Source organism: Pseudomonas sp. B21-017 (assembly GCF_024749245.1).
Taxonomy (GTDB): domain Bacteria; phylum Pseudomonadota; class Gammaproteobacteria; order Pseudomonadales; family Pseudomonadaceae; genus Aquipseudomonas.
This window is the reverse complement of record NZ_CP087194.1, coordinates 2,161,406-2,178,602: the sequence shown is the minus strand read 5'-3', so window position 1 is coordinate 2,178,602 and position 17,197 is coordinate 2,161,406. Positions and strand designations below refer to the sequence as shown.

At 60.0% G+C, this 17,197-nt stretch carries 15 protein-coding genes; 8 read left to right on the top strand and 7 right to left on the bottom strand.

Annotated elements, in window-relative coordinates; genetic code table 11:
- Positions 1–28: 28 nt before the first annotated feature.
- Together LOY28_RS09800 and LOY28_RS09795 are read left to right on the top strand one after the other, a co-directional pair.
- Positions 29–400, top strand: a complete 372-nt coding sequence (locus LOY28_RS09800) for a hypothetical protein (protein ID WP_018928174.1) — start codon at positions 29–31, stop codon at positions 398–400.
- Between the two features lie 157 nt (positions 401–557).
- Positions 558–1,319 carry a hypothetical protein gene (locus tag LOY28_RS09795; RefSeq protein WP_018928175.1) on the top strand — a complete coding sequence of 254 codons (762 nt, stop codon included), beginning with the start codon at positions 558–560 and terminating at the stop codon, positions 1,317–1,319.
- A 66-nt stretch (positions 1,320–1,385) separates the two neighbouring features.
- On the opposite strand, the gene LOY28_RS09790 is transcribed toward LOY28_RS09795, so the two are convergent.
- The gene (locus LOY28_RS09790; RefSeq protein WP_258613516.1) at positions 1,386–2,717 is read right to left on the bottom strand and encodes a PLP-dependent aminotransferase family protein; all 1,332 of its coding nucleotides are present in this window, start codon (positions 2,715–2,717) and stop codon (positions 1,386–1,388) included.
- Between the two features lie 90 nt (positions 2,718–2,807).
- Here LOY28_RS09790 and LOY28_RS09785 point away from each other — a divergent pair, with 90 nt between their 5' ends.
- The gene (locus LOY28_RS09785) at positions 2,808–3,704 is read left to right on the top strand and encodes a DMT family transporter (protein ID WP_230172796.1); all 897 of its coding nucleotides are present in this window, start codon (positions 2,808–2,810) and stop codon (positions 3,702–3,704) included.
- 70 nt (positions 3,705–3,774) lie between these two features.
- Here the strand turns inward: LOY28_RS09785 and LOY28_RS09780 are convergent, their stop codons facing one another.
- From LOY28_RS09780 to LOY28_RS09770, 3 genes are all read right to left on the bottom strand, one after another.
- Positions 3,775–5,142, bottom strand: coding sequence for an MBL fold metallo-hydrolase RNA specificity domain-containing protein (locus tag LOY28_RS09780; RefSeq protein WP_225602802.1), 1,368 nt, complete (start codon positions 5,140–5,142; stop codon positions 3,775–3,777).
- A 79-nt stretch (positions 5,143–5,221) separates the two neighbouring features.
- Positions 5,222–6,157 (bottom strand): universal stress protein, encoded by a 936-nt coding sequence (locus LOY28_RS09775; RefSeq protein WP_258613515.1) that lies wholly within the window; start codon positions 6,155–6,157, stop codon positions 5,222–5,224.
- 106 nt (positions 6,158–6,263) lie between these two features.
- Positions 6,264–7,184 carry a universal stress protein gene (locus LOY28_RS09770; protein WP_258613512.1) on the bottom strand — a complete coding sequence of 307 codons (921 nt, stop codon included), beginning with the start codon at positions 7,182–7,184 and terminating at the stop codon, positions 6,264–6,266.
- A 225-nt stretch (positions 7,185–7,409) separates the two neighbouring features.
- Here LOY28_RS09770 and LOY28_RS09765 point away from each other — a divergent pair, with 225 nt between their 5' ends.
- Positions 7,410–7,976, top strand: a complete 567-nt coding sequence (locus LOY28_RS09765) for a GNAT family N-acetyltransferase (RefSeq protein ID WP_258613507.1) — start codon at positions 7,410–7,412, stop codon at positions 7,974–7,976.
- A gap of 62 nt (positions 7,977–8,038) precedes the next feature.
- Here the strand turns inward: LOY28_RS09765 and LOY28_RS09760 are convergent, their stop codons facing one another.
- Positions 8,039–8,956 (bottom strand): universal stress protein, encoded by a 918-nt coding sequence (locus tag LOY28_RS09760; RefSeq protein ID WP_018928182.1) that lies wholly within the window; start codon positions 8,954–8,956, stop codon positions 8,039–8,041.
- A 107-nt stretch (positions 8,957–9,063) separates the two neighbouring features.
- Positions 9,064–10,302 carry an MgtC/SapB family protein gene (locus LOY28_RS09755; protein WP_138867162.1) on the bottom strand — a complete coding sequence of 413 codons (1,239 nt, stop codon included), beginning with the start codon at positions 10,300–10,302 and terminating at the stop codon, positions 9,064–9,066.
- Between the two features lie 259 nt (positions 10,303–10,561).
- Between LOY28_RS09755 and LOY28_RS09750 the strand changes: the two genes are divergently transcribed.
- The 3 genes from LOY28_RS09750 to fnr all read left to right on the top strand — a co-directional run bounded on the left by LOY28_RS09750 (position 10,562) and on the right by fnr (position 13,089).
- A complete protein-coding gene (locus LOY28_RS09750; protein ID WP_018928184.1) occupies positions 10,562–11,482 on the top strand; it encodes a universal stress protein in 921 nt (306 codons plus the stop codon).
- A gap of 50 nt (positions 11,483–11,532) precedes the next feature.
- Positions 11,533–12,180 carry a BON domain-containing protein gene (locus LOY28_RS09745; RefSeq protein WP_018928185.1) on the top strand — a complete coding sequence of 216 codons (648 nt, stop codon included), beginning with the start codon at positions 11,533–11,535 and terminating at the stop codon, positions 12,178–12,180.
- Positions 12,181–12,342: 162 nt separating this feature from the next.
- A complete protein-coding gene (gene fnr, locus LOY28_RS09740; RefSeq protein ID WP_018928186.1) occupies positions 12,343–13,089 on the top strand; it encodes a fumarate/nitrate reduction transcriptional regulator Fnr in 747 nt (248 codons plus the stop codon).
- A 14-nt stretch (positions 13,090–13,103) separates the two neighbouring features.
- On the opposite strand, the gene LOY28_RS09735 is transcribed toward fnr, so the two are convergent.
- Positions 13,104–15,386, bottom strand: coding sequence for a heavy metal translocating P-type ATPase (locus tag LOY28_RS09735; RefSeq protein WP_018928187.1), 2,283 nt, complete (start codon positions 15,384–15,386; stop codon positions 13,104–13,106).
- A 292-nt stretch (positions 15,387–15,678) separates the two neighbouring features.
- On the opposite strand from LOY28_RS09735, the gene arcD reads away from it, so the two are divergent.
- On the top strand, positions 15,679–17,172 hold the full coding sequence (gene arcD / locus LOY28_RS09730) for an arginine-ornithine antiporter (RefSeq protein ID WP_018928188.1): 1,494 nt from the start codon (positions 15,679–15,681) through the stop codon (positions 17,170–17,172).
- Positions 17,173–17,197: the final 25 nt, after the last annotated feature.

Below are 17,197 nucleotides of genomic sequence, written 5' to 3'. Positions count from 1 at the left end.
GAACTGCTCTTCGATAAAGGAAAGTGCAATGCCACCACTGATATGGGACCCGTTTGACCTTTTCAACGTACTTGGGGTTGCTCCTTCTGAAGGAGAGTCCGGGATCTCGCACCAGTACATCGTCGAACAGGGCGCTGTCAGACTGCAATTGACCATTTGGCAATTTGATTGCGATGTTGAAGTCCAGCTGTGGGCGGCTCCGCTACCAAACCCAATAGTGCGGTACTCAATGCTCGATTGCCCGGGTATACGCGTCGTTAACGATAAACGTGGTCGTTTTTTAGAGTTCGCTGCGTCTAATACCTTCTCGGGTCGCTACGACGGCTATTCAGTCATTCCTTATGGTTTAAGACTCTGGATTGATCCGCAAATTTTTCTTGAGCCATTCACCTACTCGTGATTGGTGCTCCCACGTCTTTACCCAGCCTGCCATTACTGGATAATGGCCCCCTGCCACAACCAGGCTCTGACCTTGATTTCTCAAGGTTTTATATTGCTACAGCCTGACAGTCACCTTCAAGGACGGACGATCGGCTACGGAACAAGGAATCAGCACCGTGATATCCCAGCAAGACTCAGCAATACCGCTTACCCGCACTCAGAAATTCACCTCGTTGATCACCCGCGGCATGGCAGGCCTCAGCGTCGTGCTGGGCGCCATGTGGGCGTTAATCACCTATGCCGTGCCGGACCCGAGCGTGTTCGGTTTCAGCTTCATCAGCTGGAAAAACGTGGTCCTGCTGGTGAGTGCATTTATATTTCTGGGAGCCGTTTCAATCGGCTGGCAGATTCGTAATTTCACGCCGATGCTCCGCGGCGCGTTGCAGTTTTTCATGATCGCCGGCTTGTCTTTCGGCTTCTTCATCCTAGGCACCGAATACGCCAAGCCCTCTTTCGAGTTCGCCAAACTGCAAGCCAAAATAGTCGAAAACGAAGGCAACAACCTGCTCGGCAAACGCATGGAAGTGCTGGATAACATTCGCATCGAACTGGAGGGTTGCGAGAACATCGGCCGTCTGCCCACCTGCACTTTTGAACTGACCAATCTGAACGTAGACCGCAGCTTTCGCTTCGACGACGGCACCCGGCTATTCGACGAGTCTGGCGGTCCACTGAAGTTCGAGTCGATCCGGGTGGGCCAGGTCGAGGACAACGCCTGGCTGCGCTTTCAGCTGATTCGCAACGTACCTACACGCGTTACGCTGATCTTCCAGCAGAGCAACAGCAAACTCAGCAAAACACCAGCGATCAAGTTGGTGTTTCGAGATGGGAATGATGAGACGCTTACCGTCAAATTCAGTGAGATTGTAATGCGCTAGTTGTTGGAATAAAGGCTCTCTACCGACCACTACGGCGTAGGCACATACTCTTCGGTAATAACGAGACTATGTATAAGCCCCAACCACCCACTTCACTTTCTCCAGCGCCTCCCTGAGCGCCCCCATCTCCACGGAGCCCAGCGCCAGGCGAAACGCATGTGGAACGTTGGCCGATGTGGCAAACGGTTCGGCGGTTGAAACCGAGACGTTTTCCCGCATCAACGCCATGGCGATCTGGTCGGCCCGTGCGTCTTCCGACAACGGCAGCCAAAGAAAATAGGACGAGGGGTGGCGAATACAGCGCAGCCCCGTCAGCACCTCGCCGGCCACGATTTGCCTGGCCTGCGCGTCCCGGCGCTTTTCGGCTTCCAGTTGCATGACGGTGCCGTCGTCAAGCCAGGTGGTGGCAATCGCCGTCATCACACCCGGGGTATTCCAGGTGGTCGCTTTGATTGTGCGCTCCAGCGCGGGCACGTTCTGCAGGGGGGCGGCGACGAAGCCGACGCGCAGTCCGGTGGCCACGCTTTTGGAGAGCCCTGACACGTAAATCGTCCTCTCGGGGGCGAGTACCGCCAGCGGCGCGGGTGGATTTTCGGCGAGGAAGGCGTAAGCGGCGTCTTCTATGATCAGCAGCCCATGCTGGCGCGCAATCGTCACCAGGTGTTCCCGTTGCTCGGCACTCATCACCCAGCCCAGCGGATTGTGCAGGGTCGGCATCGTGTACACGGCCCGCACGCGTCGATGCCGGCACAGGCTTTCCAGCGCTTGCAGATCAGGCCCGTGATCGAGCACCGGAATGGGCACGATTTCAAGGTGCAGCGTGTCGGCCAGGGCCTTGAACCCCGGGTAGGTCAACGCGTCCGCGGCAATCACGTCACCGGGTTGCAACAGCGCCATCATCGTCACCGCCAGCCCTTGCTGGGCGCCGGTGACGATCAGCACTTGCTCAGCCTCGACCGTCAGCCCTCGAACGCGCAGATGGCGCGCTACAGCGGCGCGCTCATGGGGTCGCCCGGCGTGTGGCTGGTAGCGCAGCAACGCTTCCAGATCACCGGCCGAGGCGAGCTGCCGCAGGGCATTGCGCAACAGTTCTGCTTGCCCGGGTAGCGCCGGATAGTTGAAGTTCAGGTCGGTCATGCCGGCGGCAACGCTGTGTTGATCGATAGCCTGGTTGGGCGACCACGAGGTTTCCCTGACGAACGTCCCCCGCCCCGTCTCCCCGCTGACCAGGCCCATGGCTTCCAGCTCCGCATAGACCCGGCTTGCCGTCACCAGGGCCAGGCCTTCCGTGGTCGCCAACTGACGGTGAGTCGGCAAGCGCGTGCCCGGCAACAGGCGCCCTGAGCGAATATCCGCGGCAAACGTATCCACCAGTGATTTGTAGCGGGAACGAGGCATGAGCAGATGTATCCATGACAATATTTTGATTGTATTGAGTTTCGTCCATACGATGCCTTCCATGCAACCTGAGCATGAAGGGGATCCAGAATGGAACGCACATCGAACCTGCAACAGCACACCACGGAAAAGACCGCGAGCGGATGGCTCAACGGGTTCATTGGCGTGCTCATCTTCAGCGGCTCGCTGCCGGCGACACGGGTGGCCGTTCTACAGTTCGACCCGGTCTTCCTGACGGTTGCCCGGGCCAGTATCGCTGCCATTGTGGCGCTGTGCTTGCTGTTGCTGTTCAAGGAAAAACGCCCGGCCAGGCATCAACTGTTCTCCCTGGCCATCGTGGCCCTGGGCGTTGTATTAGGGTTTCCGCTGTTGACCGCACTGGCGCTGCAATATGTAACGTCTGCGCACTCCATCGTCTTCGTTGGCCTGTTGCCGCTCGCCACCGCAGCGTTCGGGGTCTGGCGCGGCGGCGAGCGGCCCCGGCCGGTGTTCTGGTTCTTCTCGGTGCTGGGCAGCCTGCTGGTGGTGGGGTTTGCCGTCTCCCAAGGCCTGACGGCCTCTCCTGCGGGGGACATTCTGATGTTGCTGGCGATCCTGGCGTGCGGGTTGGGCTATGCCGAAGGTGCGAAGCTTTCCAAGACTCTGGGAGGCTGGCAGGTGATTTCCTGGGCGCTGGTGCTGTCGCTGCCCGTCATGGCGCCGCTGACCTGGTTGCTGGCCCCGCCTTCGCTCTCGGCAATTACCCCGCCTGCGTGGTTGAGCCTGGCTTACGTGTCGCTGTTCAGCATGTTGATTGGCTTTGTGTTCTGGTACCGCGGGCTGGCTCAGGGCGGGATTGCCGCCGTCGGCCAGCTTCAGTTGCTGCAGCCGTTTTTCGGCCTGGCACTGGCGGCCACGTTGCTGCATGAGCAGGTCAGCGTTGCCATGCTGGGGGTGACCGTGGCGGTGATTCTTTGCGTGGCCGGGGCACGAAAGTTCTCGAAATAGACGGCTCGCGTGGCGAAACGAATCGGCCAGGGGCTTTTTTTAGAGCCCCTTTTCTATAGTGACCAGAGCACTAAAGAGGCCCCGTCAGCTCCACGCTGTCGCGGTACTCCGGCACCGAGACCGACCAGCCCAGCTCCAGGCTGATTCGCCGGCGCAATACATCCGAGGCATTGGGTTCGCCATGTACCACATAGGTGTGTTTCGGCGGCCGCTTGAAGCCGCGCAACCACAGCATGATTTCATCGCAGTCGGCGTGTGCGGACAGGGTTTCCATCGGCACCACTTCGGCGCGGATCGGCACATCCTTGCCGTGAATACGTACCGACGGGGCGCCTGCGATGATCTGCGCGCCGCGGGTACCACCCGCCTGAAAGCCCGGCACCAGCAGCGTATTGAGCGGATTGGGCGCCAGCGCCTTGAGGTGGTGCAACACCCGCCCGCCAGTGGCCATGCCGCTGGCGGCGATGATCACCGCGGGTGTGCGCTGCTGGTCCAGCTCGATGGAGTCTCTGGTGGAGCGCACAAAACGCGTGACACGGCACATGCCTTCGCACTCTTCCAGGGACAACCGGTGTTCACTGCGAAAGCGTTGGTACAAGCGTGTGACGTCGGTGGCCATGGGGCTGTTGAGGTAGATCGGCAGGTCGGGAATCGCGCGTTTTTGTTGCAAGCGATACAGGTGATACATCAGCAATTGCGCGCGACCGACCGCGAACGATGGCACCAGCGTGATGCCATGGCGCAGCGCGGTACGGGTGATGACCTCGGCCAGTTGATCTTCCGGGGATTCGTCGGGATGCCGACGGTCACCATAGGTCGACTCCACCAGCAGATAATCGGCCTGCTCGATTGTCTCCGGGGCAAACATCAATGGATCGTTCGGCCGCCCCAGATCCCCGGAAAACACCAGGGTCATGCCATCGGCGACGACTTCCACGGTCGCTGCGCCCAGAATATGCCCGGCTCCGCGCAACAGAATGCTCATCCCCGGGACAATGTCGACCCGGTGGTGCAACTGCACCGGCCGCAGCAATTTCAATGCCCGCTCAGCGTCTTGCTCGGTGTACAGCGGCAAGGCCGGAGAGTGTTTGGAGAAGCCATGGCGATTGGCGAACTCGGCCTCTTCTTCCTGCAAGCGGCCGCTGTCGCACAGCAGGATTTTCACCAATTCACAGGTGGCTGGCGTGGCATATACAGGGCCGCGATAGCCGTTGCGCACCAATACCGGCAGGTAGCCGCTGTGATCCAGATGAGCGTGGGTCAGCACAATGGCTTCGAGGTCGCGAACCGGCAACTGGAACGGGTCCCAGTTGTGCAAGCGCAGTTGTTTATAGCCCTGGAACAGACCGCAATCGATCAGCACATGCTGGTCGCGATGTTCCAGCAAGTACTTGCTACCCGTGACCGTGCCCGCAGCACCGAGAAATGTCATTCGCATGGCCGTTTCCTTGAGCATTCATGGAGCACTATTGATCGCTCCTTTGCGCTTGTGGGCAGTTGATTTTTATCAATCGAGGTCACACTGGTTCATCTTCTCTGTCGAGCCGGGGCAATGGCTTGATGATCGTCAGGCTACAGGGCGACCGGTTCAATACGCTTTCCGCCGTACTGCCGATGAATATATCGATCCCGCGATGGTAGGTCGTTCCCAGCACCACCATGTCGAAGGCATGTTGTTGCGCGAAATGGGCAATGACCTTGGGAGGGATGCCGGGCAGCAGATGGCGCCGTTGTTTCTCGACTCCGTAGCGTTCGGCAAGCGCTTCAAAGGCCTCCAACTGGGCATCGTTGACGGCGTCTTCCAAACTGCCATCGAGAGTCGCCGTCGGCACATTCACTTGCGCCTCCCCCAACTCCGACCAGCCGCTGACATTGAGCAGGTGCAAGGTGGCGCCGCAAGATTCGGCCAGGCTCGAAGCCAAGTCGAGAATCCGGTCATTGAGCCCCTGGGTCAGTTCCTCCAGATGGGACAAGTCGATGGTCGCCAGTATGCTCAACGGCTTGGGATTTGTGGCATCGATGACCAGGTGCAAGGGCGCCGGACAGTCGCGCAGCAACTGCCAGTCCAGCGGCCGATGGAAGGCGCGATCGAGCGCTGATACGCGGTGGGTGTCCTTGATCACCAAGTCTGCATGGAAGTCATTCACGTACTCCAGCAGATGCGCCAGGGTTGGTCTGGCCCACACCACTTCAGTGCTCACTTGCACGCCTTCGCGTCGTTGAAACCGGGCTTGCTGCTCCAGCCATTGACGATGTACCTGCAAGTAACCTTCCCGCGCCTGGGCCATGGCGTCGTGGTCAAACAGGCCGGCCGCCGCCAGCGCCTGGACATAATCGAAAGCGACAATGTGCAGCATCGCACCGGTTGCACAGGCCAGGGCCCGCGCCCGATCGAACGCCGGGGTGCGGACCATTTCGGTCGGGGCAATCAATAGCAAACGTTGAATTTTCACCCTCACCCACCTCATCTGGATAGCTTCAGGTTGTGGCTCAAGTATCGGGGGGGCTCTCGCCATGCGGCTCTGATTTTTATCAACTAATGGCCGGCCAGCGATCGGCTTACTGCGCGACGCTCGAACCCGGCTGCCTGACCGCCAGAATGCTGCCCGGTACCGAGTACAACGCCCGCTCGGTGTTGCTGCCAATCAACCGGTCGATCCCCACGCGATGGACAGTGCCCATCACCACCACATCCGCCAGGTATTGCTCGACAAACTCGCTGATCACCGGCACCGGCAGGCCCATGACAAAATGCCGACGCTCGGGAGGAACACCGTAGCGATCCGCCAGGGTGATAAATGCCCGATGCAGGGATTCGCGCAATTCTTCGACGAAGTCCACGCCCCAGCCACCGGAGATCAGCGGCGCATCGCCATTGAACGCGGGCGACAAGTCGTAGGCGTACAGCAGATGCAGCGGTGCGTCGCATTGCAGCGCCAGCGCGTTGGCCGTCTGGATGATGGTGTCGTTCAGGCCACTGATTTGCGTCGCCGGATCGAACGGGTCCACGGCGGCCACGACCCGATGCGGCAGCCCGTAACGGACCTGATTGACCAGGTGCACGGGGATCGAGCATTCGCGCAGCAGATGGCAATCGAGCGGAGTGATGAACACCCGTTTGAGCGCCGGTTCCAGGGTGACATCCTTGATCAGCAGGTCGGGCTTGAGGTCTTCGACTGCCTTCAAAATGTCCAGCAACGGATGGGTGGTGAAGACCGCTTCAACCGTCACGTCCACGCCCTGCCCGCTGAGCCGCTCGACCTCGTCGGCCACCCAACGATGACAGTGGCGCAGATAACGCTGATACCCCGCCTCGTCGATTTTTTCTTCCCATAAATGAACAATCGGTGCCGGATCGACAAAGGCCCGCACATCCAGCGCGGCCCCGCTCGCCTTGGCCAGCGCGATGGCCCGGAGCAAGGCAGGAGACTGATGCAGGGTCCGGTCGGCGATCAGTAACAAACGTTGATATTGCCCCATCTCACACCTCCGCTCGAAACCGGTCCCTTACCCGCCGGCATGGGCCAAGACTGCGCTCGTTGCCCCCTCCCCGAGGTTGATTTACATCAAATACCCGCAAATGAACGCCCTCGTGACGGGTGTCTGATCCAGATCAGATTCAAGGGCTGCCAGTGGCGTAGAAAGGAATCAACCGCGTGATGGGTGAATACGCACCGACCTTTCAAACAAGATGGAGGATCATCCATGCTCACTGTCAAAGACCATAATGATCGGGCCGCGGCCGCCTATGCCGCAGTCGCCGGAAAATACTGGATCGAAGCGCTCAAGGACGGCCGCCATGTGCTGATCCGGCCACTGCTGGAAAAGGACCGCGAACTTGAATACGCCTTCATCAAGCGCCTGTCGCCCGAGTCCCGGCACATGCGTTTTCTCGCGCAGATCAACGAGCCCGGTGCCGCCATGCTCGATCAGTTGATGGACACCGATAACAAACAGCGCATGGCTTACATTGCGCTGGTTCACGAAAACGGCAAATTGATCGAAATCGGCATCAGCCGCTACGCCGCCACGTCGGAACATGAGTGTGAGTGCGCGGTGACGGTCGCCGATGAATGGCAGCATCTGGGCCTCGGCACCGCCTTGATGGAGCATCTGATCAAGGCCGCCCGCAGAAACGGCTTTAATCAGATGTATTCGATCGATGCCGCAAGCAATACCCCCATGCGCGACCTGGCCAAAGCCTTGGGTTTCGAGCGGCACAATGACCCCAACGACAGCCGCCAGGTCATCCATCGTCTGTATATGTCATAAAAGCCGATTGCCCCACGACGTACCGGCCAACGGTCCGCCGTGGGGCAAGTCTACGTTCAGGGTTACAACGACCTGTCGGGTTTGATCGCCAGCACACTGCAAGGGGCTCGGTGCAAGAGCTGTTCGGCTGTGGTCCCCAATAGCTTGTTCAACCCCGAGTGCTGCACCGTCCCCATCACAATGACATCGGTGTGATGGTCCTCGACGAACTTGCAAATACTCGGCACTGGCGCACCTTCGATGAAGTGCCGACGCTGCGACGGCACGCCGTGACGCTCGGCCAGCGCCGTGAACGCCTGGTGTTGCGCCGTGCCCATGGCTTCGTAAAGACCGGAGGCCAACGGGAGTGCGCCAACGCCCATGTCCAGGGCATACACGGCTGTCCAGTCATACGCATGCACCAACTCGATCTGCGCCTCACACTGTTCAGCCAGCTTGGTGGCGGCGTCGATAATCTGGTCATTGAACACCAGGTCCTGCTCTTCGCTGCGCAACACATCGACGATGGCCAGCACGTTACGTGGCCGCGCGTTCCGGGCGTTGGTCACCAGATGCACCGGCACCGGGCAATCGCGCAACAACTGCCAATCCAGCGGAGTGAAAAACACCCGTTTCAACGCAGACTCTTCCTGGGCGTCCTTGATGATCAGACTCAGCGACATCTCGTTGACGAATTGCAGGATTTCCTCGTAAGGGTGCTGTACCCACACCACCTCGCTGGTGACCTCGACGCCGTGCTTGCTTATCAAATGGGCTTGCTCGGCAAGCCATTGCCGATGGGTTTGCAAATAGCCTTCCCGGGCCTGGGCAATTTGCTCGGGGGCGAACAGGCCGGCGACGGCCAAGGCCTGCAAGTAATCGAAAGCCACGATGTGCAGCGGCGATTGCATCGCGCGGGCCAACGCGGCGGCCCGGTCGAACGCCGGAGTACGGGTCATGGAATGGGGGGCGATCAACAGTAAACGCTGAGTCTGCGACATGGGACACCTCGGCACGCGGCCATCTCGATGCAATGAGTAGAACCCTAGAGTGATCGCGGCAGATTCGGGCGACTTGATCTTTGTCAGCTACAGCGCTCGGATGCCCGTTAATGCAGCAACATGCCCACCCACATCGCCAACGTCAGCAAGACCTGGCCGGGAATGACATACGCGGCGAACCGTCGCCCACCGCTGACCCAGGCCACCAGGCATTTGCTCAGGGAGTTACTGCTGATGGCAACCAGCGTGGGCCCGGCAATGGCGTCGAACGGCAACAGTCCGGCCTTGGCCAGGGCGCCAATGGACGCCGTCGAAGAATGGGCATCGGCGAAACCGGTGAGCGTCGTCGTGACCATCACGCCCACTTCGCCAAAGTGATTGAGCACCATCGAAGACACAAAGGTAACGCCGGTCATGGTCAGTGCGATGACCAACGCCAGCTTGAGGTTGAACGCACCGCCGACCTTGACCGGCTGATTGTCGCCACTCGCAGGTTTGGGCAACATCAGGCTCAAGCCATACAGCGCCGTGGCGGCGGCACCCAACAACAGCGGCCCCCACATGTAGCGCAATAGACCGATGTCGACCGCCCCCAGGATCAGGCCGACCTGAATGATGGTCGCCAGGTTGGACAGCATCGCTGCCGCACTCAAGACTTTGATGTTGCCTGGCTCCTTGGCGACAAGGTGCCCCATCGCGGCGATGGTCGCGATGCTGGAAGCAAACCCGGAGGCGATGGCGCTGACCACATAGCCGTAACGGGCACCCAGAGTACGAACGGCAATATGCCCGACCGCCCCGACGGCCATCAGCAACACCGTCAGGGTGCAAATGGTGCGCAGATTGATGGCGGCATAGGGGCCGATAAAGCGATCCGGCGCCAATGGCAACACCACCAGGGCGGCGACCAACAGCACCAGACCGTCGCGCATCTCCCCTTCAGTCAATTGGCTGCGCGCAAAATGATGCAGTTTTTGGCGATACGTCAGCAGCCCCGCCACCACCACGCCAATGGCGATGGCCAGTTCGGGCGCGCTGTTACACAACGCCCCCAACGCCAATACCGTGAATAACGCCACTTCACTGGTGACACCTGGGTCAGTGCCCAGGCTTCGCCAGTAAGCCACAGTGACCAGCAAGGCCACCGAAACCGCCATGATGCCCACCAGCAAACCACCACCGATTTGCATCGCCACATAACCCAGCAACGCAGTGATCGCGAACGTACGCAATCCGGCACAGGCGCGACTGTCCCCACGCCCCTTGTGCCGTTCACGTTCAAGGCCGACGAGCATGCCGATCCCCAGCGCAGCTGCCGCCCCTGTCAGGCCCAAGGTTTCGTTCATATGACTCCTGTCCGGGTAAGCCACAACCCCAAGACTGCACCGGCATGACGTAGGAGAGATTGATAGTGGTCAATGTTTTATAGATGGACCTGGCGCCCCCCGCCACACGTCGGGCAGCAAGCTGGATCACTCGCCAGATTGATAAAGATCAATCCCGGCCCCCCGGTCAGCGGCAGGATAAAAGCCAGAGAACCACTGCCCAAACGCAGGGGTGTCAGTGAGTACAGGAATATCTACGATTATTGACGGGAGTTTGGTCATGTCTGAGCAATCACGCTTCATGCTGGTCGTCTCGCCCCTGATGGAAAACAGCCCCGCGTTCGACCGCGCCGCTGCATTGGCCAAGGCCTCGGGCGCGGCCCTGCATATCGTCGCCTTCGATTACCTGCAAGGGCTGGCAACGGCGAGCATGGTCAACGAACAAGCGCTGGAGGAGATGCGGCTGGGGTATGTCGAGCGCCATCGGCAATGGCTCGAAGAACAGGCCCGCCCCTTGCGTAAAATCGGGGTGCCCGTCACCACGGAGGTGATCTGGGTTGAACGACCTTTGCAGGAAATCCTCATTCATCTCAAAGAACAGCCGATGGCGGTACTGATCAAGGCACTGGAATACGAGTCGCTGCTGTCACGGATCATGTTCACGCCCCTGGATATCCATTTGCTGCGCGAATGCCCGGTACCGCTGCATTTTGTCAGCCACGTGAAGCACGCGCTGCCGCGCAAAATCGTCGCCGCGGTCGATCCCTTCCATAGCAATACCCAGTACAAGGATTTCAACGACAGGATTTTGCGCGAGGCCTCGAAACTGGCCAGCACCTGTAACGCCCAGCTCGACGTGATCTACGCCCACGATCTTTCATCCCTCAGTGCGGACGAGTTCGATTTCGACAGTAGCTCAGCGCTGTTTTCCCCAGGCAAAGCCAAGACACTGTTTGATGCTCAGGCCGATGCCTTCCGTGAACTGGCCGAGCGCAATGGTATTGCGCCAGAGCAACAGCACATGATCATGGGCAACCCGACCAAGGTTCTTACCCAATACGCCGATGCCTACGACATCGACGTGCTTGTCATGGGCCGGGTCGGCCACCGGGGCGTGGGCCGACTGGTGGGCAGCACGGTGGAGCACCTGCTGTACAAAATGCCGTGCAGTGTCTGGGTGGTTTCACCTGAGGAACTGTAGAGGGCTGTTTCGCACCTGGCCTACCAACCTTTCAGACAAAGGACATCACCATGAACGACTTGAGTCTGCGTCAGAGCATTATGGATGAGCTTGAATTCCAGCCTGAGATCGATGCCGCCAACATCGGTGTGACCGTGGACAATGGCGTCGTCACGCTCACCGGGCACGTTAAGAGCTACGCGCAAAAAGTCAGCGCGGAACGCGCGGTAAAAAGCATAAAAGGGGTACGCGCCGTGGCCGAAGAAATTCAGGTCAGGCCGATGAAAGGCGCCGGCACGGCGGACGATGCCATTGCCTCCCGCGCCTTGAATATCCTCACCTGGAGCTCCGACATTCCCGAGCAGGACATCAAGGTCATTGTGCAGAAAGGGTGGATCACCCTTGAAGGCGAAGTGGACTGGCAGTACCAGAAAGAAACCGCCGAGATGGCCGTGCGCAAGCTGTCGGGAGTGGTAGGTGTGGACAATCGGCTCGTCCTTCGTCCGCAAGTGAACGTGGACGATATCCAGCGTCGTATCGAAGAAGCCCTCAAGCGCAATGCCGAAGTCGATGCCCAGGCAATTCACGTCAAGGTCGAAGGCGATGTGGTGAAGCTGGAAGGCAAGGTTCATTTGTGGCGCGAACGTAAGATCGCCGAACGTGCCGCCTGGTCAGTACCGGGGGTGAGGCAAGTGGATGATCATCTGCGCATTGCCTGAGTCAATGGGCCCGGGGAGCCTGTAATTCCCCGGGATACCAAGCACTTGCGACGGGCCAACGGTTCTCCGTTTGTCGATTGCTTCCGGCGATCTTCCGAACGGAATCCGTGCCCTGGCGCACAACACCTATGCTTTATATATAACCCCCATGGCGCCATTGACATGACCGAAGTCCGCCTGCTTCAGGGTCAACACCTCAAGGCTGCCTGTTCCAATTGCAGTGTATTAGAGTTTTGCCTGCCTTTTGGTCTCGACAAACTGGAACTCGAGCGCCTGGACAAGCTGATTTTGCAACGGTTCAAGGTCAGGAAAGGCGCCCCCCTCTACCGCGCAGGCGATCCCTTGCACTTGCTGTATGCGATCCGTATTGGCTCATTCAAGACCAGCGTGCTGTCGCTCGATGGCCGCGAGCAGGTCACCGGATTCCAGTTGCCCGGCGAGATGCTCGGCCTGGACGCCATTAGCGCCGAAGAGCACACCTGCAATGCATTTGCTCTGGAGGACAGTGAAGTCTGTCCCATCCATTTTTCTCAGCTGGAAAAACTCGCCCGGGAGCTGCCGGCACTGCAACACAACCTGAACAGGTTTCTGAGCCGTGAAATCGTCCGCGATCACGATCTGCTGATGATGTTGGGCAACATGAACTCGGATGAGCGTCTGGCCGCCTTTCTGCTGAACCTGTCGCAGCGCTTGAGCATGCGAGGCTACTCATCGAACCAATTCATACTCAAGATGCGGCGCGACGAAATAGGCTCCTACCTGGGGTTGCGCCTGGAAACCATCTGCCGGGGTATCTCCCACCTGCGGGAACAGGAACTGGTGGAAATAGCCGGTCGTGAAGTCAAGGTGCTGAACATGCACGGGCTCAAGCAGCTGGTCGCCGGTTGCCATTCAGCGATCCTCCACTGACGCTGCACGGCTTTTCAGCGCTTATCAAGGTAACGAAACAACTCTTCCTCCTGGTCGAAGTGCAGCCGCACGAGGGTATCCAGGCGGATCAACTGATGTTGGATCTCATCGACAGAAGCTGTTGCAGGGTCGGCACTGAAATCCGTGCTCATGCGCGCCAGCAAATGGATCAGGCGAAAGATCTCGCGGTGGACGTGGCTCATCGCCGACATGGGGTCCTCGCCGGGCAGGCTTTGCGTCAACAGCGGATACAGGTTTTTTTCGTCGTCCCGTTCATGGCGGGCCAGTGATTCCTGCAGGTTTTTTACCAGCGCCAGCAAGTCGCTCTGCGCTTGCTCGAGTGGGCGCTGGGCGAAGTCGCTTGCCAGTTGATGCAGATCGCTGAGTACCGAAGCGAGCTGGTCGTGTTCGTCTTGCAGATGATCGATATGCTCGGCGGCCAGCTTGCGTTGGCGCAAACCCGGTAACGGCCCCAATGCACGCAAGGCATTGAAGATGATCACCACGTCGATGCCCTCCTGCACCACGGCACCGACCAGCGGCGGCAAGTAGCCGAAGGCGGCTACCCCCATGGCCAGCACCGACATGCCCATGCCGGCCAATACGCCTTGACGGGCGATGTGGCGAGTCTGACGGGCGATGTCCAGCGCCTCGACCAGACGGTCCAGACGATCCACCAGCAGCACCACGCCCGCCGCTTGCGCGGACGCCGTGGCACCGCTCGCCCCCATGGCCACCCCGACATTGGCCGCCGCCAGGGCGGGGGCATCATTAATACCATCACCGACCATCAGTGTGCTGGCGTGCTGGCAGGCATCCTGTACCGCACGCACCTTGTCCCCAGGACTCAACCCGGCACGCAACTCGTCGATCCCGGCCGACAATGCAATCATCTCGGCGGTTTCCACGCGATCGCCCGTGAGCATGACGATCCGCTCGATGCCTCGGTTGCGCAGTCGGCGCAGGGTCAGCGGGGTTTCCCGACGCAGCTTGTCGGAGAAGATCAGCAGGCCCGCGAGTGCCCCATCCACTTCAACGAAGCTGCCGCTGCACGCCAGGTAATCCATGCGACGCAGCATGCTGGTGGCCCAGTCGCCAACCGGCGATTCATTTTGAACAAACGACAACGTGCCGAAGCGCACCCGCAGACCATCGATCAACCCGCAAAGACCGGAGCCCGGACTTTCCTCGACCGCCTGCGGCACGCTGAGCGGCAATCCACGCTGACAGGCCGCCTCGACAATGGCTTGGGAGATGGGGTGCGTCGAGGCCTGTGCCAGCGAAGCGGCGAGACCCAGCAGACGCTGCGGATCGAGCGCTCCGTTGGTCTCGATCGACTGCAAACGGGCGTGGCCGCTGGTCAACGTGCCGGTCTTGTCGAGAAACACTTGCTTGACCTCGGCCAGCGCTTCCAGGGTGACGCCGTCCTTGATCAGGATCCCGCGCCGCGCTGCCCTGGAAATACCTGACATGATCGAAATCGGTACAGCCAGGATCAACGGGCAAGGCGTGGCCACCACCATAACTGCCAGCGCGCGCAAAGAGTCGCCACTCAGGTACCAGGCGATGCCGGCAATCAGCAATGTCAGCGGTATGAAGAACAACGCGTAACGGTCGGCCAAACGCACAAAAGGCGCGCGCGATCGCCGTGCGGCTTCAGCCAGGCGCACGACCCCGGCGTAGGTGCTCTGCGCTGCGGTTCGAGTGGCTGTCAGCAGCATTGGCGTACCGACATTGGTCACCCCGCTGGGCAGTAGCTCTCCTTCCAGGCGGGTGACCGGCAATGACTCGCCGGTGAGTGCCGACTCGTCGAGAATCGCCGTGGGGCTGAGTAAACGGCCATCGACCGGTACCACTTCCCCCAGGCGCACAAGCAGCGTCTGATGCGGCTGGATCTGCTCGACCGGAATCTGCCGTAAATTGCCGTTCTCCTGCAGCCAGGCAACGCGTGGCGCCCGGTCGACCAGCGCACGCAGTTCGCGTTCGGCGCGTTGTTGGGTGAAGAACTCCAGGATGCGCCCCGACGCCAGCATCAAGGCAATCACCGCCGCCACCAGCGTCTGCTGAAAAAACAACGCGGCGGCAATCGACAGCAGAGCGATAAGGTCCACACCCGCTTCGCGCCGGGCCAGGCGCCTGACAATCTCGACGAGCAGCACCAGGGCCATCACCAGACTGCCCGCGGCCCAGCAAATCGAGGCCCAGTCAGACTTGTGAGCAACCTGCGCAATGCCCCCGGCCAGCAGGGTCAGGGTGGTGAGCAGCAATAAAACCGGGTCCAGCCACTTACTGAACATCGATGTGGGTTCCTCAAGAAACGCTGCGCAGCCCTCGTTGTACAAATGCCTGCGGCTCATCGCCGTCATGGGTAGAGCTTAGGTCTGGAATGCCCGGCATGTTCGCTGCGCGCTATCAATTGAAGCCTCGTCTGGCGTTAGCGCAATGGCCGCTGCGGGACAAAATCGCTGTGTGCTTTCTTTCTGATTTAAATCAAACAGCCAGGGGCCGTTCACGTAGACATTTAGAGTCAGCGTTCACACCGTCATATCTGCGGTCAGCGCTCTTTCTTTCGTTTCGTGGAGGCCTGACATGGCGACTCATCTGCACGGCACGCAACCGATTCTCCCGCCGACTGCCCCCCAACCCCTGGCCGGCAGTTGGCGACAACTGGAGCCTAAACGCCTGTCCCTGAGCCTGCTGACGGCTCTGGTGATCGGCTCGATGATCGGCAGCGGCATTTTCAGCCTGCCGCAAAACATGGCCGCCAGTGCGGGTGCCGGTGCCATCCTGATTGGCTGGCTGATCACCGGCGTCGGCATGCTGTCGCTGGCACTGGTCTATCAAACCTTGTCCAGCCGTCAGCCGACCCTGGACAACGGCGTGTTTGCCTATGCCCGGGCGTTGGGCGGTGAGTTCCTCGGCTTCAACTCCGCCTGGGGCTATTGGATCAGCGCCTGGGTCGGCAACGTCAGTTACATGGTGATTCTGTTTTCCGCGCTGAGTTTTTTCTTCCCGCTGTTTGGCGAAGGCAACAACAAAGCGGCGATTGTCGGGGCGTCCGTGGTGCTCTGGTCATTGCACTGGATGATCCTGCGGGGCATGCGCACCGCGGCCAAAGCCAACGCCCTGACCACACTGGCCAAAGTCGTGCCCTTGCTGCTGTTTATCGGGCTGGTGATCGCGGCCTTCCAGCGTAAAACCTTCATGGTCGACTTCTGGGGTTCTCCCGCACTGGGCAGCACGCTGGATCAGGTCAAAAGCACCATGCTGGTGACCGTCTGGGTGTTCATCGGGATCGAGGGTGCCAACGTGTTTTCCGCCCGTGCGGCCGAACGCGTCAATGTGGGCCGTGCCACCGTTATCGGTTTCGTCATTACCTTGTTGCTGCTGATTGCGGTGTCCCTGTTGTCGCTGGGCATTCTCGGACAACCGGAGCTGGCGACCCTGAAAAACCCTTCGATGGCGGGCGTACTTGAGGCAGTTGTCGGGCCGTGGGGCGCGATGCTGATCAGCATCGGCTTGATCATTTCAGTCGGTGGCGCCCTGCTCGCCTGGACGCTGCTGGCAGCCGAATCGATATTCACCCCGGCCAAGGAAAAGGTCATGCCGGGTACGCTCGCCATGGAGAGCACCCGTGGCGTGCCCGCCAATGCGCTGTGGATCACCAACGGCTGCATACAGCTGTTCCTGCTGCTGACGCTGTACTCGAGCGCCACTTACCTGACCCTGATTTCCCTGGCCACTTCGATGATTCTGCTGCCGTACCTGTTCAGCGGTTTGTACGCATTGAAACTGACCTGGCAGGGCCAGACCTACGCCGGTCACCGTGGCCTGCAACTGCGTGACATGGCCATTGCCTCGGTCGCCACGCTGTATTGCCTGTGGTTGCTGTATGCCGCCGGGCCTAAATACATGTTGCTCAGCGCTTTGCTCTACGCCCCTGGCTCGTTGATTTACCTGGGCACCCTGAAGGCTCGTCAGGGACAAGCGCTCAACGGCCCCGAGACGGGACTGTTGATCATTATCTGGGTGGCGGCAGCCATCGCCGGCTGGATGTTGTGGTCCGGAACACTGGCCTTGTAAGGGCGAGTGCCGGGTTGTTGTTTTG

What these genes read in the sequence shown, in the direction of transcription:
- arcD (WP_018928188.1), top strand. Translation starts at nt 15,679, where the DNA reads ATGGCGACTCATCTGCACGGCACGCAACCGATTCTCCCGCCGACTGCC.
- LOY28_RS09755 (WP_138867162.1), bottom strand. Translation starts at nt 10,302, where the DNA reads ATGAACGAAACCTTGGGCCTGACAGGGGCGGCAGCTGCGCTGGGGATC.
- LOY28_RS09770 (WP_258613512.1), bottom strand. Translation starts at nt 7,184, where the DNA reads ATGGGGCAATATCAACGTTTGTTACTGATCGCCGACCGGACCCTGCAT.
- LOY28_RS09790 (WP_258613516.1), bottom strand. Translation starts at nt 2,717, where the DNA reads ATGCCTCGTTCCCGCTACAAATCACTGGTGGATACGTTTGCCGCGGAT.
- fnr (WP_018928186.1), top strand. Translation starts at nt 12,343, where the DNA reads ATGACCGAAGTCCGCCTGCTTCAGGGTCAACACCTCAAGGCTGCCTGT.
- LOY28_RS09750 (WP_018928184.1), top strand. Translation starts at nt 10,562, where the DNA reads ATGTCTGAGCAATCACGCTTCATGCTGGTCGTCTCGCCCCTGATGGAA.
- LOY28_RS09765 (WP_258613507.1), top strand. Translation starts at nt 7,410, where the DNA reads ATGCTCACTGTCAAAGACCATAATGATCGGGCCGCGGCCGCCTATGCC.
- LOY28_RS09800 (WP_018928174.1), top strand. Translation starts at nt 29, where the DNA reads ATGCCACCACTGATATGGGACCCGTTTGACCTTTTCAACGTACTTGGG.
- LOY28_RS09735 (WP_018928187.1), bottom strand. Translation starts at nt 15,386, where the DNA reads ATGTTCAGTAAGTGGCTGGACCCGGTTTTATTGCTGCTCACCACCCTG.
- LOY28_RS09780 (WP_225602802.1), bottom strand. Translation starts at nt 5,142, where the DNA reads ATGCGAATGACATTTCTCGGTGCTGCGGGCACGGTCACGGGTAGCAAG.
- LOY28_RS09785 (WP_230172796.1), top strand. Translation starts at nt 2,808, where the DNA reads ATGGAACGCACATCGAACCTGCAACAGCACACCACGGAAAAGACCGCG.
- LOY28_RS09760 (WP_018928182.1), bottom strand. Translation starts at nt 8,956, where the DNA reads ATGTCGCAGACTCAGCGTTTACTGTTGATCGCCCCCCATTCCATGACC.
- LOY28_RS09745 (WP_018928185.1), top strand. Translation starts at nt 11,533, where the DNA reads ATGAACGACTTGAGTCTGCGTCAGAGCATTATGGATGAGCTTGAATTC.